16 protein-coding genes are annotated in these 12,772 nt (G+C 64.3%); 1 reads left to right on the top strand and 15 read right to left on the bottom strand.

Annotation, left to right across the window (positions count from 1 at the left end):
• Nucleotides 1-21 precede the first annotated feature (21 nt).
• Entirely contained in the window at nucleotides 22-204 is a 183-nt protein-coding gene (locus tag ABIB58_RS01125) for a DUF3606 domain-containing protein (RefSeq protein WP_026108366.1), read from the top strand.
• Between the two features lie 61 nt (nucleotides 205-265).
• Here the strand turns inward: ABIB58_RS01125 and lpdA are convergent, their stop codons facing one another.
• The 15 genes from lpdA to lipA form a co-directional block, all read right to left on the bottom strand.
• Nucleotides 266-1,672 (bottom strand): dihydrolipoyl dehydrogenase, encoded by a 1,407-nt coding sequence (gene lpdA / locus ABIB58_RS01120; protein WP_045810791.1) that lies wholly within the window; start codon nucleotides 1,670-1,672, stop codon nucleotides 266-268.
• Complete coding sequence (locus ABIB58_RS01115; RefSeq protein ID WP_045810790.1) at nucleotides 1,672-2,151, bottom strand: glutathione peroxidase; 480 nt, start codon at nucleotides 2,149-2,151, stop codon at nucleotides 1,672-1,674. Before ABIB58_RS01115 ends, lpdA begins: the two co-directional genes overlap by 1 nt.
• Nucleotides 2,152-2,166: 15 nt before the next feature.
• A complete protein-coding gene (locus ABIB58_RS01110) occupies nucleotides 2,167-3,465 on the bottom strand; it encodes a pyruvate dehydrogenase complex dihydrolipoamide acetyltransferase (protein WP_045810789.1) in 1,299 nt (432 codons plus the stop codon).
• Nucleotides 3,465-3,782, bottom strand: coding sequence for a DUF5076 domain-containing protein (locus ABIB58_RS01105; RefSeq protein ID WP_045810788.1), 318 nt, complete (start codon nucleotides 3,780-3,782; stop codon nucleotides 3,465-3,467). The genes ABIB58_RS01110 and ABIB58_RS01105 overlap by 1 nt, the downstream gene beginning before the upstream one ends.
• Nucleotides 3,779-5,158 (bottom strand): pyruvate dehydrogenase complex E1 component subunit beta, encoded by a 1,380-nt coding sequence (locus ABIB58_RS01100; RefSeq protein WP_045810787.1) that lies wholly within the window; start codon nucleotides 5,156-5,158, stop codon nucleotides 3,779-3,781. The genes ABIB58_RS01105 and ABIB58_RS01100 overlap by 4 nt, the downstream gene beginning before the upstream one ends.
• Before the next feature lie 3 nt (nucleotides 5,159-5,161).
• Nucleotides 5,162-6,190 carry a pyruvate dehydrogenase (acetyl-transferring) E1 component subunit alpha gene (gene pdhA / locus ABIB58_RS01095; RefSeq protein ID WP_039243674.1) on the bottom strand — a complete coding sequence of 343 codons (1,029 nt, stop codon included), beginning with the start codon at nucleotides 6,188-6,190 and terminating at the stop codon, nucleotides 5,162-5,164.
• A 134-nt stretch (nucleotides 6,191-6,324) separates the two neighbouring features.
• Nucleotides 6,325-6,624 (bottom strand): FtsB family cell division protein, encoded by a 300-nt coding sequence (locus ABIB58_RS01090; RefSeq protein ID WP_017504845.1) that lies wholly within the window; start codon nucleotides 6,622-6,624, stop codon nucleotides 6,325-6,327.
• A 138-nt stretch (nucleotides 6,625-6,762) separates the two neighbouring features.
• Nucleotides 6,763-8,040, bottom strand: coding sequence for a phosphopyruvate hydratase (gene eno, locus ABIB58_RS01085; protein ID WP_039243670.1), 1,278 nt, complete (start codon nucleotides 8,038-8,040; stop codon nucleotides 6,763-6,765).
• 89 nt (nucleotides 8,041-8,129) lie between these two features.
• Complete coding sequence (locus tag ABIB58_RS01080; protein WP_045810786.1) at nucleotides 8,130-8,750, bottom strand: hypothetical protein; 621 nt, start codon at nucleotides 8,748-8,750, stop codon at nucleotides 8,130-8,132.
• A 109-nt stretch (nucleotides 8,751-8,859) separates the two neighbouring features.
• Nucleotides 8,860-9,042, bottom strand: coding sequence for a 50S ribosomal protein L32 (gene rpmF / locus ABIB58_RS01075; RefSeq protein ID WP_026108365.1), 183 nt, complete (start codon nucleotides 9,040-9,042; stop codon nucleotides 8,860-8,862).
• A gap of 134 nt (nucleotides 9,043-9,176) precedes the next feature.
• Nucleotides 9,177-9,728 (bottom strand): sugar O-acetyltransferase, encoded by a 552-nt coding sequence (locus ABIB58_RS01070; protein WP_354038681.1) that lies wholly within the window; start codon nucleotides 9,726-9,728, stop codon nucleotides 9,177-9,179.
• Nucleotides 9,725-10,843 (bottom strand): NAD(P)/FAD-dependent oxidoreductase, encoded by a 1,119-nt coding sequence (locus tag ABIB58_RS01065; RefSeq protein ID WP_502909725.1) that lies wholly within the window; start codon nucleotides 10,841-10,843, stop codon nucleotides 9,725-9,727. The genes ABIB58_RS01070 and ABIB58_RS01065 overlap by 4 nt, the downstream gene beginning before the upstream one ends.
• Nucleotides 10,840-11,076 carry a hypothetical protein gene (locus tag ABIB58_RS01060; RefSeq protein WP_354038677.1) on the bottom strand — a complete coding sequence of 79 codons (237 nt, stop codon included), beginning with the start codon at nucleotides 11,074-11,076 and terminating at the stop codon, nucleotides 10,840-10,842. The genes ABIB58_RS01065 and ABIB58_RS01060 overlap by 4 nt, the downstream gene beginning before the upstream one ends.
• Before the next feature lie 105 nt (nucleotides 11,077-11,181).
• Nucleotides 11,182-11,628, bottom strand: a complete 447-nt coding sequence (locus tag ABIB58_RS01055; RefSeq protein ID WP_354038675.1) for a type II toxin-antitoxin system RatA family toxin — start codon at nucleotides 11,626-11,628, stop codon at nucleotides 11,182-11,184.
• A gap of 7 nt (nucleotides 11,629-11,635) precedes the next feature.
• Nucleotides 11,636-12,598, bottom strand: coding sequence for a lipoyl synthase (lipA, locus tag ABIB58_RS01050; protein WP_017504838.1), 963 nt, complete (start codon nucleotides 12,596-12,598; stop codon nucleotides 11,636-11,638).
• Between the last annotated feature and the right edge of the window lie 174 nt (nucleotides 12,599-12,772).

Genomic DNA, 12,772 nt, shown 5'->3' with positions numbered 1-12,772 from the left:
ACGCAACGAACGGAGCCGACCATGGCGGGCCTAAAGGACAAGCGCGGCTTCATCGACAAGGACCGCATCGACCTGACCGAGCGTCAGTCGGTCGAATACTGGATGAAGCGCTGGGGTGTGACCAAGGACCAGATCACCGCCGCCCACCGCAAAGTCGGTCGCATGACCAAGGATATCGCGGCGGAATTGGGCAAGAAGCGCTGACGCCGCCTGCCTGAAACGAAAAACGGCCTCGGAGCACTCCGGGGCCGTTTCGGTTTCGGGCCTAGATGTGGATCACACGCCCATAGGCGTCCAGCGCCGCCTCGTGCATGGCCTCCGACATGGTCGGGTGCGGATAGACGATCCCGTGGATATCTTCCTCCGTCGCCTCCATGGTGATGGCGGTGACATAGCCCTGGATCATCTCGGTCACTTCATGACCGATCATGTGCGCGCCGATCAGGGCGCCGGTCTTGGCGTCGAAGATTACCTTGACGAACCCGTCGGTGTCGCCTGAGGCGATCGCCTTGCCGTTCACGCGGAACGGGAAGCGGCCGATTTTCACGTCGCGCTTTTCGGCGCGCGCAGCCTGTTCGGTGACGCCGACCGAGGCCACTTGCGGCTGGGCATAGGTGCAGCCGGCGATGGGCGAATGGACGTTGGGTGTCTTGTGGCCGGCGATATGTTCAGCGGCGTGGATGCCTTCGTGCGACGCCTTGTGCGCCAGCCAGGGCGCGCCGGCGCAGTCGCCGATGGCGTACAGACCCGTGACGTTGGTCTGGCAGTGGGCGTCGATCTTGACGTGGCCGCGGTCCATTTCCAGACCCAGTTCTTCCAAGCCGATGCCGTCGGTGTTGGCGGTGATGCCGACGGCCGAGATGCAGACCTCGGCCTCCAGCGTCTCGGCCTTGCCGCCGATCTCCACGGAGACCTTCACGCCCTTGGCGTCCTTGCTCACCTTGGTGACCTTGGCGCCCAGCTTGAACTTCATGCCGCGCTTTTCAAACGACTTCTGGGCCGCCTTGGAGACCTCTTCGTCCTCGACCGGCATGATGCGATCCACCGCCTCGACCACGGTCACGTCACAGCCTAGGGCGCGATAGAAGCTGCCGAACTCGATCCCGATGGCGCCCGAACCGATCACGACAATCGACTTGGGCATGAATTTCGGCGCCATGGCCTCGCGATAGGCCCAGATGCGATCGCCGTCGGCTTCAAGCCCGATCTGCGGCAGGGCGCGCGCACGGGCGCCGACGGCCAGCATGACCGACTTGGCCTCCAAAGCGCGCGAACCGCCCGCTTTTAGAGCGACCACGACCCTGGGGGCGGCGGCGCCCTTCTCCAGCTTGGCCGAACCCTCGATCACCTCGATCTTGTTTTTCTTCATCAGGAAGCCGACGCCCTGATTCAGCTGTTTGGCCACGCCGCGCGAGCGCTGGATGATGGCGTCGAAATCGAACGACGCGCCGGACGCCGACAGGCCGTACTCCTTCAGGTGGCTCAGGCTCTCGAACTTCTCGCCCGACTTCAGCAGAGCCTTGGTCGGGATGCAGCCCCAGTTCAGGCAGATGCCGCCCAGGTTCTCGCGCTCGACGATGGCGACCTTCAGGCCCAACTGGCTGGCGCGAATGGCCGCGACGTAACCGCCGGGGCCCGAGCCGATGACGACGAGATCGAATTCAGCAGCCATTAGATCAACTTCTCGATGTCGGCCTTGATGGCCTCGGGTTCAGTCTGCGGAGCATAGCGGGCGACAACCCTGCCCTCGCGGTCGGTCAGGAACTTGGTGAAGTTCCACTTGATGGCTTTGGACCCCAGGAAGCCGCGCTTCTGTTCGGTCAACCAGGCGTAAAGCGGATGTCGATTCGGTCCGTTGACCTCCACCTTGTCGAACAAGGGGAAGGTCACATCGAAACTTGTGGCGCAGAAGGCGGCGATTTCCGCCGCCTTGCCCGGCTCCTGCTCGCCAAACTGATTGCAGGGAAAGCCCAACACCTCGAACGGCTGATCAACAAACGTCCGGTGCAGCTTTTCCAGACCGTCGTACTGGCCGGTGAAGCCGCACTTGGACGCCGTATTGACGATTAGCAGCGCCTGACCGCGAAAGCGATCGAGCGAAACGTCCGTGCCGTCGATGGCGCGGGCGGAGAAGTCATAGACCGAGGTCATGACCTCACTCTCCCCTTAGGCCAGCATCGCGACGGGATCTTCGATCAGCGGCTTGAACGCCTGCAGGAAGCGGGCGCCGGTCGCGCCGTCCACCACGCGGTGATCGCAGGTCAGGGTCACGGTCATGACCGTGGCGGGCACGACCTGGCCGTTCTTGACGACCGCGCGTTGCTCGCCCGCACCTACGCTCATAATGCAGCCCTGCGGCTCATTGATGATCGAGGTGAACTGCTTGATGCCGAACATGCCCAGATTGGACACCGAGAAGGTGCCGCCCTGGAACTCTTCGGGCTTCAGCTTACGGTCGCGGGCGCGCTTGGCCAGGTCCTTAGACTCGGTCGCGATCTGCGCCAGACCCTTGGTTTCGGCCTTCTTGATGATCGGGGTGATCAGGCCGCCGTCGATCGCCACCGCCATGGAGACATCGGCGTTGTGGTGCATGGCGATGCCTTCGGGCGTGTAGGAGGCGTTGGCCTCCGGCACCATCTTCAGGGCCAGGGCGGCGGCCTTGATGACGAAGTCGTTGACCGAGACCTTGATCCCTTGCGGCTCCAGCATCTTGTTGACCTTGGCGCGCACGGCCATCAGCTGGTCGATCTCGCAATCGATGAACAGCGGGAAGTGCGGGACGTTCTGGACGCTGTCGACCATGCGACGCGCCACCGCCTTCTTCATGCCGTCCAGCGGGATCAGGTCGTAGCTGCCGTCCGGAATGCCCATCTGCGCCAGCGACTGCGCCTTGCGCGGCTCCGCTGCGGTCGCGGCGGGCGACGCGGATGCGGTCGCAGGTCGGGCCGACGTCTTGCCGGCGGCCTCGACGTCGCGCTTGACGATGCGGCCGTGGGGACCGGTGCCCTTGATCGACTTCAGATCGACGCCGTTCTGCGCGGCGATACGTCGAGCGAGCGGCGACGAGAAGATGCGATCTCCGCTGTCCGACTTCGTCGCGGCGGGCGCCGGAGCGGCGGTGGTAGCTGTTTTGGGCGCCTCGGCAGCCGCCGGAGCGGCCTCGGCCTTCGGCGCCTCTTCTGCCTTGGCCGCGGGTTTTTCAGCCGGCTTGGGTGAGGCCGCGCCGCCCTCGTCCTTCAGGCGGGCGATGGGCGTATTGACCTTCACGCCTTCCGTGCCTTCAGCGACCAGGATGTCGGTGACTTCGCCCTCGTCCACGGCCTCGACTTCCATCGTCGCCTTGTCGGTTTCGATCTCGGCGATCACGTCGCCGGCGGAGACGATGTCTCCGACCTTGACGTGCCACTTGGCCAGAACGCCCTCCTCCATCGTCGGAGACAGGGCCGGCATCAGGATGTCGGTCATCAGGCGTTCCCCCCGGTTGGCGTAATCGGTTCGGCGACAGTGCGGACGTCATTCGCCTTCACCACTTCGCTGAGACCTTCGAGGATGCGGTGGTAGGCCGCAGTTTCATCGTGTTGGTGCCGCACGGCATACCCATGCGCCATATGTCGAGCTGCATAGGCCAGCAGCCGGCCAAACTGTATGGGATCGTTGAAGGCCGGCTTGACGGACATCACCGGCTCGTCCTTCGACCACCACATCCGAAGGACTTCGATGGCCTTCGGGTCAGCAGCGACGCTGTCTGGCGTCGTCAGCATGAACTCCGATGCCTCGGTCATGCCATCACCTGCTTCACGGCCGCGATGATCTTATCCACGCCTGGCAGCGACAACACTTCCAGATTGGCGGCGTAGGGCAGCGGCACGTCTTCCTGGTGCACGCGCAGCGGCGGGGCATCCAGATAATCGAAGGCGTGTTCGATGACGCGGGCCACGACCTCGGCGCCAACGCCCATCGGACCCCAACCCTCTTCGGCCGAGACCAGGCGGTTCGTCTTCTTGACGCTCTCGACGATAGTCTCGTGATCAAGGGGACGCAGAGTGCGCAGGTCGATCACCTCGGCTTCGACACCCTCCTCGGCCAGCTTCTCGGCGGCCTGCAGGGCGAAGCCGACCATGCGGCTGTGGGCGGTGATGGTGACGTCCTTGCCTTCGCGGCGGACCTTGGCCTTGCCGATCGGCAGGACATAATCCTCGACCTCCGGCACGTCGAACTCCAGGCCGTACATCATCTCGTGTTCGAGGAAAACGACCGGGTTCGGGTCGCGGATGGCGGCCTTCAGCAGGCCCTTGGCGTCGGCCGCGTCATAGGGTGCGATGACCTTCAGACCAGGCACCTGAGCATACCAGGCCGAATAGTCCTGGCTGTGCTGGGCGCCGACGCGCGAAGCAGCGCCGTTCGGACCGCGGAAGACGATTGGCGCGCGGATCTGACCGCCAGACATGTAGAGCGTCTTGGCGGCCGAGTTGATGATGTGGTCGATCGCCTGCATGGCGAAGTTGAACGTCATAAACTCGACGATCGGCTTCAGGCCCGACATCGCGGCGCCGACGCCCAAGCCGGCAAAGCCGTGCTCGGTGATCGGGGTATCGACGACGCGCTGGTCGCCGAATTCCTGCAGCAGGTCGCGGCTGACCTTGTAGGCGCCCTGATACTGGGCGACTTCCTCGCCGATCAGGAAGACGCGGTCGTCGCGACGCATCTCTTCGGCCATGGCGTCGCGCAGGGCGTCGCGCACGGTCGTCTTGACCAGTTTGGCGTCAGCCGGAATTTCCGGGTCGCGCAGTTCGACCTTGGGCGTCGCGGTCTGGGCCGGGGCCTTTTCGGGATCGCCGGTCTTGCCTTCGGCCGCAGCCTTGGGCGCCTCAGCGTCGCCCTTGGCGGGTTCAGCCTTGGGCGCAGGGGCCGCTGCGCCGTCTTCGCCGGCCAGACGCGCGATCGGCGTGTTCACCTTGACGTTCTCGGAGCCTTCGGCGACCAGGATTTCCAGCACTTCGCCTTCATCCACGGCCTCGACTTCCATCGTGGCCTTGTCGGTTTCGATCTCGGCGATCACCTGGCCGGCCGACACGGTGTCGCCCGCCTTGATGTGCCACTTGGTCAGCGTGCCCTCTTCCATCGTGGGGGACAGCGCCGGCATCAGAATGTCGGTCACGGATCAGGCCTCCACGTAGACGTCGGTATAGAGCTCGGACGGATCGGGTTCCGGGCTCTCTTGGGCGAATTGAACAGCTTCGGCGACGATCGCCTTGATCTCGTTGTCGATGGCCTTGAGCTCGTCCTCGGTCGCATTGGCGGCCGACAGCAGCGTCTTCAGGTGATCGATCGGGTCGCGGGTCTTCTTGACCTCATCGACCTCTTCCTTGGTCCGGTATTTGGCCGGGTCGGACATGGAGTGACCGCGATAGCGATAGGTCTTCACTTCAAGGATGAAGGGACCGCCGCCTTCGCGGGCGCGCTTGACCGCACGGGCCGTTGCGTCGCGCACGGCCAGCACATCCATGCCGTCGACCTGTTCGCCCGGAATGCCGAAGCTGGCGCCACGCTGATACAGCTCGGTCGTGGAGGACGAGCGTTCGATGCTCGTGCCCATGGCGTACTGGTTGTTCTCGATGATGTAGATGGCCGGCAGCTTCCACAGCTGCGCCATGTTGAAGCTTTCGTACACCTGCCCCTGGTTCGAGGCGCCGTCGCCGAAATAGACGAAGGCCACCGAATCGTCGCCGCGATACTTGCCGGCGAAGGCCAGGCCGGTGCCCAGCGCCACCTGGGCGCCGACGATGCCGTGACCGCCGTAGAAGCCGGTCGGCACGTCGAACATGTGCATCGAGCCGCCCTTGCCCTTGGACGAACCGCCGCTGCGGCCGGTCAGTTCGGCCATGACTTCCTTGGGATCCATGCCGGCGGCCAGCATGTGGCCGTGGTCGCGGTATCCGGTGATGATCTTGTCATGGCCCTGTTTGACGCTCTCCTGAACGCCGACAGCCACGGCTTCCTGTCCGATGTACAGGTGGCAGAAGCCGCCGATCAGACCCATGCCGTAGAGCTGGCCCGCACGCTCTTCGAAGCGGCGGATCAGAACCATCTCGCGATAGAAGCGCAGAAGGTCTTCCTTGGACGCCGTCGGCGTGTTGGGCAGTTTGTCAGGCGTGGTCGTCTGAGCGGATTTGGCTGGGGCTTTCGCCATCCGGTATCTCCCGGCTAGGCGCCGAGAACCGACGCCTTCTTATCGTTACGGAAAGGGGCTTTAGCAGCCTTCCTTCCGGTAACGCAAAGGGGTGCGGGTCGCCCTGTAACAATAGTTCAAGTGGTGAAGGTCGATCAGCCTTGGGCGGCCGGGGCCGAGACGCGGATCACATAGTCACGCGGGTCGGAGAAACCCAGGACGGCGCGAGCACGCTCTTCCAGAAGGTCGCGAGACAGACTGTCGGTGCGCAGATAGCGAACTCGTGTCTCAAGATCGCGGCGCTGTTCGGTCAGATGCGCCAACTGGTCCTCGCGTTGCCCCAGAAGGGCGTCGCGAGACGATCCGCTCAGCAGTCCGCGCTCGCCCGTCAGCGCCTGAACCCCGAGATAGGCCAGAAGCAGCAACAGGGCGAGGGACAGGCGGTAAGGTTTCATCCGTTCGGGCACTTGAGACGCTCCTTCTGAGCGCGAAAACACAGTTCAGAAACCGTGCCCGGAAATGCCTAACGAAATGTAGCTTGACCGTAAGATTGTCGGCGGAAAACGCTGATTCTCCGCCGACAATTCCGTTTCCTATTTCAGCAGCATGCCGTCGCCGAAATAAACGCCCTGGTCGCCAAGCATTTCCTCGATGCGGAGCAACTGGTTGTACTTCGCCACCCGGTCAGAGCGGGCCAACGAGCCGGTCTTGATCTGCCCGCAGTTGGTCGCCACGGCCAGGTCGGCGATGGTGTAGTCCTCGGTCTCGCCCGACCGGTGGCTCATCACGGCGGTATAGCCTGCGCGGTGGGCCATATCGACGGCGTCCAGCGTCTCGGACAGGGTGCCGATCTGGTTGACCTTGATCAGGATCGAGTTGGCTAGGCCTTCGCCGATACCCGCAGCTAGACGCGCCGGATTGGTCACAAACAAATCGTCGCCGACCAGTTGGACCCGGTCGCCCAGGCGCTCGGTCAGCAGGCGCCAGCCGTCGAAGTCATCCTCGGCCATGCCGTCCTCAATCGACACGATCGGGAAGCGTTCGCACAGATCAACCAGGTAGGCGGCCATGCCTTCGGAATCGACGGTCTTGCCCTCGCCGGCCATGACGTATTTGCCGTCCTTAAAGAACTCGGTCGAGGCGACGTCGAGGCCCAGGTGGAAATCCTCGCCTGCGAGGTAGCCCGCCGCCTGGCCCGCCTTGGTGATGAAGCTCAGCGCCTCATCGGCCGAGGCCAGATTGGGTGCAAAGCCGCCCTCGTCGCCGACGTTGGTGTTGTGCCCGGCGTCCTTCAGTTGCTTCTTCAGGGCGTGGAAGATTTCGGCTCCCATACGCACGGCGTCTGAAAACGTCTCGGCGCCGGTGGGCAGGATCATGAACTCTTGGATGTCGATCGGATTGTCGGCGTGGGCGCCGCCGTTGATGATGTTCATCATCGGGGTCGGCAGGACGCGGGCCGAGACGCCGCCCAGATAGCGATACAGTTCCTGATTGGCCGACAGGGCGCTGGCCTTGGCGACCGCCAGAGACACGCCCAGGATCGCATTGGCGCCCAGACGGCCCTTGTTGGGCGTGCCGTCCAGTTCGATCATCGCCTCGTCGATCCGGCGCTGCTGCTCGGCGTCCATGCCGGACAGGGCGTCGAAGATCTCGCCGTTGACGGCGTCGACCGCCTTCTGGACGCCCTTGCCGCCCCACATGTCCTTGTCGCCATCACGCAGCTCGACCGCTTCGTGCGCGCCCGTAGACGCGCCGGACGGTACGGCGGCGCGGCCGAACGAACCGTCTTCCAGCGTGACATCGACCTCGACCGTCGGATTGCCCCGGCTGTCGAGGATCTGGCGGGCGACGATGTCGGCGATGTCGGTCATGGCTCGGCTCTTTGGCTCAAGGGGCAAGGGAGGTCAGACGGTTTAGCCGCCTCCCCGCCAAACGCCAATGCCGACGTCATCGCCGGGCGTCAGGAACAGCCTTCAACCAGTTGGATCGAGGGATCGCCAGCGTGGACCATCATCACCTTGCCGTCGCTGCCGATCTCATATCGAACGCCGCGCGCCGACGGATCGGTGACATAGGTCGTCGATCCGCCTTTCGACCAGACGAACAGATCCTCGGCCGGTGCTTCCTGGTATTTGTGCGGTTGGGCGAAGACCGCGCCGCCATAGGCTTGCTTGATCGCCATGGCCGTATCGCCCACCCCGAATCCGCGATCGGTCTTCGTCGTCGCACCGCGCGCCAGGGTGATTCGCGTCAGTACGCCGTTCTGGACCATCACCTGCACATCTGCGGGCGCCTTGGTTGGATGGAACTGGTCACAGACTTCGGGCTCGGCGCCGCCGGGGGCGTTCGGTTGGGAGTCCTCGCCCCAGACCTTCACCAGCTCGGCGCGCGTCATGCCGATTCGCACCGGCCCCAGACCTTCGGCCGTCAAAGCATTGGGATCGGCGGCGGGCGTAGCGGGCGTCTCGTTCGCCGAAGCGACGGACGTTGCGGCGGGCTCCGAGACGCGCTCCTCCGCGCGATTGCAGGCGGCGAGGGTCAGCAGCGCGCAGGCGCTGACGGCGGTGAAACGAATCATCATACGGCGTCTCCAGTGGAAGCTTCACCGGACTGAACGCACGAAAACGGCGCGCGGGTCACCGCGCGCCGTCGAAATCGTCATCCGACCGAAGTCGGGGTCGCCTGAAGGACTAGTCTTCCTTGGGCGTGATGACCTGGCGACCGCGATAGGTGCCGGTCTTCAGGTCGATGTGGTGCGGGCGCTTCAGCTCGCCGGTGTCCTTGTCCTCGACGTAGACGTTCGAGGTGAGGGCGTCGTGAGCGCGGCGCATGTTGCGACGCGAGGGAGATACTTTGCGCTTCGGAACGGCCATGTCCGTCTCAATCTTCTAAGTCGGGCGCCGCCCAGAGCCGAGCTCCGTCTAGCGCGAAAACAATAGCGGCGGCCCGAAAGAGCCGCCACGCGAGGCGCGGCTTATGCATGAACCGCGCGACGATTTCAAGGCGTTTAAGCAGGTGTCAAACGCCGGACGATCTTTGCTGGATTGCCGACCACCACCACGTCGGACGGCACGTCCTTCGTCACGACCGATCCCGCGCCGATCACCGAACGATCGCCGATGGTGACGCCCGCCAGAACGATGGCGCCGCCGCCGATCCAGACGTCGTCCCCGATAACGATCGGCCGCGCCGTCTCCTCGCCCCGGCGGGCGACCGCGTCCAGCGGATGTTCCGGCGTCAGAAGCTGGACGCCTGGCCCGGCCTGGAAGTTGTCGCCGATACGGATTTCGACGCAGTCCAGGAACACGCAGTTGGCGTTCGCAAAGGCCCGCGCGCCCAAATGGATGTTGACGCCGTAGTCGCAGAAGAAGCCCGGCATGATGATCGCCTTACCATCGGCAGCATTGACCAGTTCGTTGACCAGGGCGCCGCGCCGGTCTCGATCGGGCTCGGCGTTTATGGCGACGGTCAGGGCCACGGCGCGGGCGCGGCCATCGCGCAGATCGGGATCGCCCGGATCGTAAGGCAAGCCCGCCAGCATCTTCTCTCGCTCGGTCATGCGGCCTCCGTCAGGGCGTCAGCAACGGCTTCGCCGATGGCCAGCGAACTGGTCAGGCCCGGGCTTTCGATGCCGAACAGGGCCATCAGACCATCGATGCCGTGATGCTCGCGGCCATGAAGTTGGAAGTCCGGTTGCGGCTCGCCCGGCCCATGCAGTTTGGGCCGAATGCCGGCATAGTCCGGCGTCAGGGCGCCGTCGGGCAATCCCGGCCAGAAACGACGGATGTAAGTGGCGAACTCTTCGGCCTTGGCGGAATCGACCGAATAGTCCTCGGTGTCGACATAGGCCAGATCGGGGCCGAACACGGCCTGTCCGCCCAGATCCTTGCGATAGTGGGTGCCCAGCGCGCCGGGGATGGGCGGCGGATAGATCAGGCGGTCGAACGGCGCCTTGCCCGTCAGCCGGAAATAGACGCCCTTGCCGAAATGTCCGGCGGGAACGTCGCCGGGCGGATAGCCTTCGATCAACGCCGCCACCGCCTGGGCCGACAGTCCGGGTGCGGTGACCAAAAGGCGGCTGGTGACCTGCATCGTCCCCTCCCCGCCGACACGGATCGTGAAGCCGCCGCCCGTCAGCGCCTCTGCGCCCTCGAACGGCGCCGAGACGACGACCGATCCGCCCGCATCCTCGATCTCGCCCTGCAGGGCCAGCATATAGCCGTGGCTGTCGAACAGGCCGCTCTCGGGCGACAGGATGGCGGCGTGGGCGTTCAGCTCCGGCTCCAGCGCCCGCGCCTGGGAGCCGGTCAGATGCGCCAGCCCCTCGACGCCGTTCGCCGTCGCCTGTTCGAAGATGGCCTCGATCCGCTCGACCTCGGCCTCTTGCGTCGCCACGACCAGCTTGCCGCATTTCCAATGGTCGATCTTGCGGCTGGTCAGGAAGTCGTAGAGCGCTCGCCGCCCCTCGACGCAGAATCGGGCCTTCAGCGATCCGGTCGGATAATAGAGCCCGCCGTGAATGACCTCGGAATTACGTGAGGAGACGCCCTGGCCAATATGGCCTTCCTTCTCCAGCACCAGCACCGTCAGCCCCCGTTTCGACAGCGCCCGTCCGCAGGCCAGGCCCACAGCCCCGGCGCCCACGACCGTCGCCTCGAAATCGAAGGCCTTCAGCAAAACACAGCCATCTTTGTACTCACGAACAGCGACAGCGGCCATAGGGGCAGGACCGCAAAGCCCCACCAAGCGCGTGGCTCATCGCGAACGATGAACGCTCGCCAGCCGTTTATAAGCACGCCGATGATGGCGATCGGCAAGGTGAATGCGCTCATGATGAAGAGATGGGCTGGCCAACCAGCGCACGAGTCGCCCGCCATTCCCGACATTGCCGCAAACAACAACAGCATCGGAGAAGCCAAGACGAATGCGCACGTCGATAGAATGAGAGCCGTGAGCAAAATCCAACTGCGACGCTTGTACAGTATAGGCTGTTGTTCCGACATCATACGCCCTCAGCGAAAGCGCCTGGCGGCTTCACTTTCAAAGCACAATATCAGCTTTTCCACGGCCCGGTCGAAGTTCGCCGACAGCATCATGTCCAGCATCCGGGACTTGAAGGCGAAGTCGATCATGAACTCCAGCCGCGTGCCGTCCTGATGGGGAAAGAACTCCCAACGGTTCTTCAGGTGTTTGAAGGGTCCGCGCAGCAAACCGACCTCGACCTTGGGCGCATTGCGATCATGCCGGACCCAGGTGGAGAACCGCTCCTTCAGGAAGGAAAACCCGACGCTGGCCTCCGCGTCCTGCAGGCCGACGCCGTCGCCTTCCTCGCGCCCGTTCCAGACGCGCATCGACGTCACCCACGGCACGAAGTCGGGATAGGCGCGCACGTCGGCGACCAGATCGGCAAGCTGTTCGGGCGCATAGGGAAGAATGCGCGTGACGCGGTGGACGGCCATGCGGGACTTAGCGGCGCAGCTGCGCCTCGCGCGCCGCCTTCAGCCGGGCGAAGTCGTCGCCGGCGTGGTGGGACGAACGCGTCAGCGGGCTGGACGACACCATCAGGAAGCCCTTGGCCCTGGCGATCGCCTCATAGGCCTTGAACTCTTCCGGCGTGACGAAGCGGTCGATCGCGGCATGTTTGCGCGTCGGCTGCAGGTACTGGCCGATGGTGATGAAATCGACGCCGGCGGACCGCATGTCGTCCATCACCTGCATGACCTCTTCCTTGGTCTCGCCCAGGCCAACCATGATGCCGGACTTGGTGAACTGGTTCGGGTCGCGCTCCTTGACCATCTGCAACAGGCGCAGGCTGTGGAAGTAGCGCGCGCCCGGCCGGATCTTCAGATACAGGCGCGGCACTGTCTCGAGGTTGTGATTGAAGACGTCGGGCTTGGCGTCGATCATCACGGCCGCCGCCCCGTCCTTTCGCAGGAAATCGGGGGTCAGGATCTCGATGGTGGTGTCCGGCGCCTGGATGCGGATCTGGCGCACCACCTCGGCGAAGTGGGCCGCGCCGCCGTCGGCCACATCGTCGCGGTCGACCGAGGTGATGACGACGTGGTTCAGGCCCATCTGCTGGACGGCCAGGCCCACCTTGCCCGGCTCTTCCGGATCCAGCGGCTGGGGCAAGCCCGTCTTGACGTTGCAGAAGGCGCAGGCCCGCGTGCAGGTGTCGCCCATGATCATCAGGGTGGCGTGCTTCTGACTCCAGCACTCGCCGATGTTCGGGCAGGCCGCCTCTTCACAGACCGTCACCAGTCCCTTGGAGCGAACGATCTCCTTGGTGGCATTATACTGACCAGAACCCGGCGCCTTGACCCGCAGCCAGTCGGGCTTTTTCAGAACAACCGACTCGGGCCGGTTCTGCTTTTCGGGGTGACGCAGCTCGGACGGCTTGCGCTGAAGGGTGTCGATCAGGGTGACCATGGCCGGTATTTCGGACTTTGAGGCCGTTTAGGCAAGGCACACCGGGTAACAGACTTGCCGCAGGCGTGATCGCACGTCGGAACTCACGCGACGTTACGCATCTTTTCAAGATGGGGCGGCGTCATTAATGACAGTCGCCCGAACAACAGAGAGGGCCGCCCGCGTCCTCCGTAG

The organism is Brevundimonas sp. UYEF29, from assembly GCF_040546195.1.
Taxonomy (GTDB): Bacteria; Pseudomonadota; Alphaproteobacteria; order Caulobacterales; family Caulobacteraceae; genus Brevundimonas; species Brevundimonas huaxiensis.
This window is presented reverse-complemented; position numbering and strand designations above follow the sequence as displayed.

What these genes read in the sequence shown, in the direction of transcription:
- ABIB58_RS01125 (WP_026108366.1), top strand. Translation starts at nt 22, where the DNA reads ATGGCGGGCCTAAAGGACAAGCGCGGCTTCATCGACAAGGACCGCATC.
- lpdA (WP_045810791.1), bottom strand. Translation starts at nt 1,672, where the DNA reads ATGGCTGCTGAATTCGATCTCGTCGTCATCGGCTCGGGCCCCGGCGGT.
- ABIB58_RS01115 (WP_045810790.1), bottom strand. Translation starts at nt 2,151, where the DNA reads ATGACCTCGGTCTATGACTTCTCCGCCCGCGCCATCGACGGCACGGAC.
- ABIB58_RS01110 (WP_045810789.1), bottom strand. Translation starts at nt 3,465, where the DNA reads ATGACCGACATCCTGATGCCGGCCCTGTCTCCGACGATGGAGGAGGGC.
- ABIB58_RS01105 (WP_045810788.1), bottom strand. Translation starts at nt 3,782, where the DNA reads ATGACCGAGGCATCGGAGTTCATGCTGACGACGCCAGACAGCGTCGCT.
- pdhA (WP_039243674.1), bottom strand. Translation starts at nt 6,190, where the DNA reads ATGGCGAAAGCCCCAGCCAAATCCGCTCAGACGACCACGCCTGACAAA.
- ABIB58_RS01090 (WP_017504845.1), bottom strand. Translation starts at nt 6,624, where the DNA reads ATGAAACCTTACCGCCTGTCCCTCGCCCTGTTGCTGCTTCTGGCCTAT.
- eno (WP_039243670.1), bottom strand. Translation starts at nt 8,040, where the DNA reads ATGACCGACATCGCCGACATCGTCGCCCGCCAGATCCTCGACAGCCGG.
- ABIB58_RS01080 (WP_045810786.1), bottom strand. Translation starts at nt 8,750, where the DNA reads ATGATGATTCGTTTCACCGCCGTCAGCGCCTGCGCGCTGCTGACCCTC.
- rpmF (WP_026108365.1), bottom strand. Translation starts at nt 9,042, where the DNA reads ATGGCCGTTCCGAAGCGCAAAGTATCTCCCTCGCGTCGCAACATGCGC.
- ABIB58_RS01070 (WP_354038681.1), bottom strand. Translation starts at nt 9,728, where the DNA reads ATGACCGAGCGAGAGAAGATGCTGGCGGGCTTGCCTTACGATCCGGGC.
- ABIB58_RS01060 (WP_354038677.1), bottom strand. Translation starts at nt 11,076, where the DNA reads ATGCTGTTGTTGTTTGCGGCAATGTCGGGAATGGCGGGCGACTCGTGC.
- ABIB58_RS01055 (WP_354038675.1), bottom strand. Translation starts at nt 11,628, where the DNA reads ATGGCCGTCCACCGCGTCACGCGCATTCTTCCCTATGCGCCCGAACAG.
- lipA (WP_017504838.1), bottom strand. Translation starts at nt 12,598, where the DNA reads ATGGTCACCCTGATCGACACCCTTCAGCGCAAGCCGTCCGAGCTGCGT.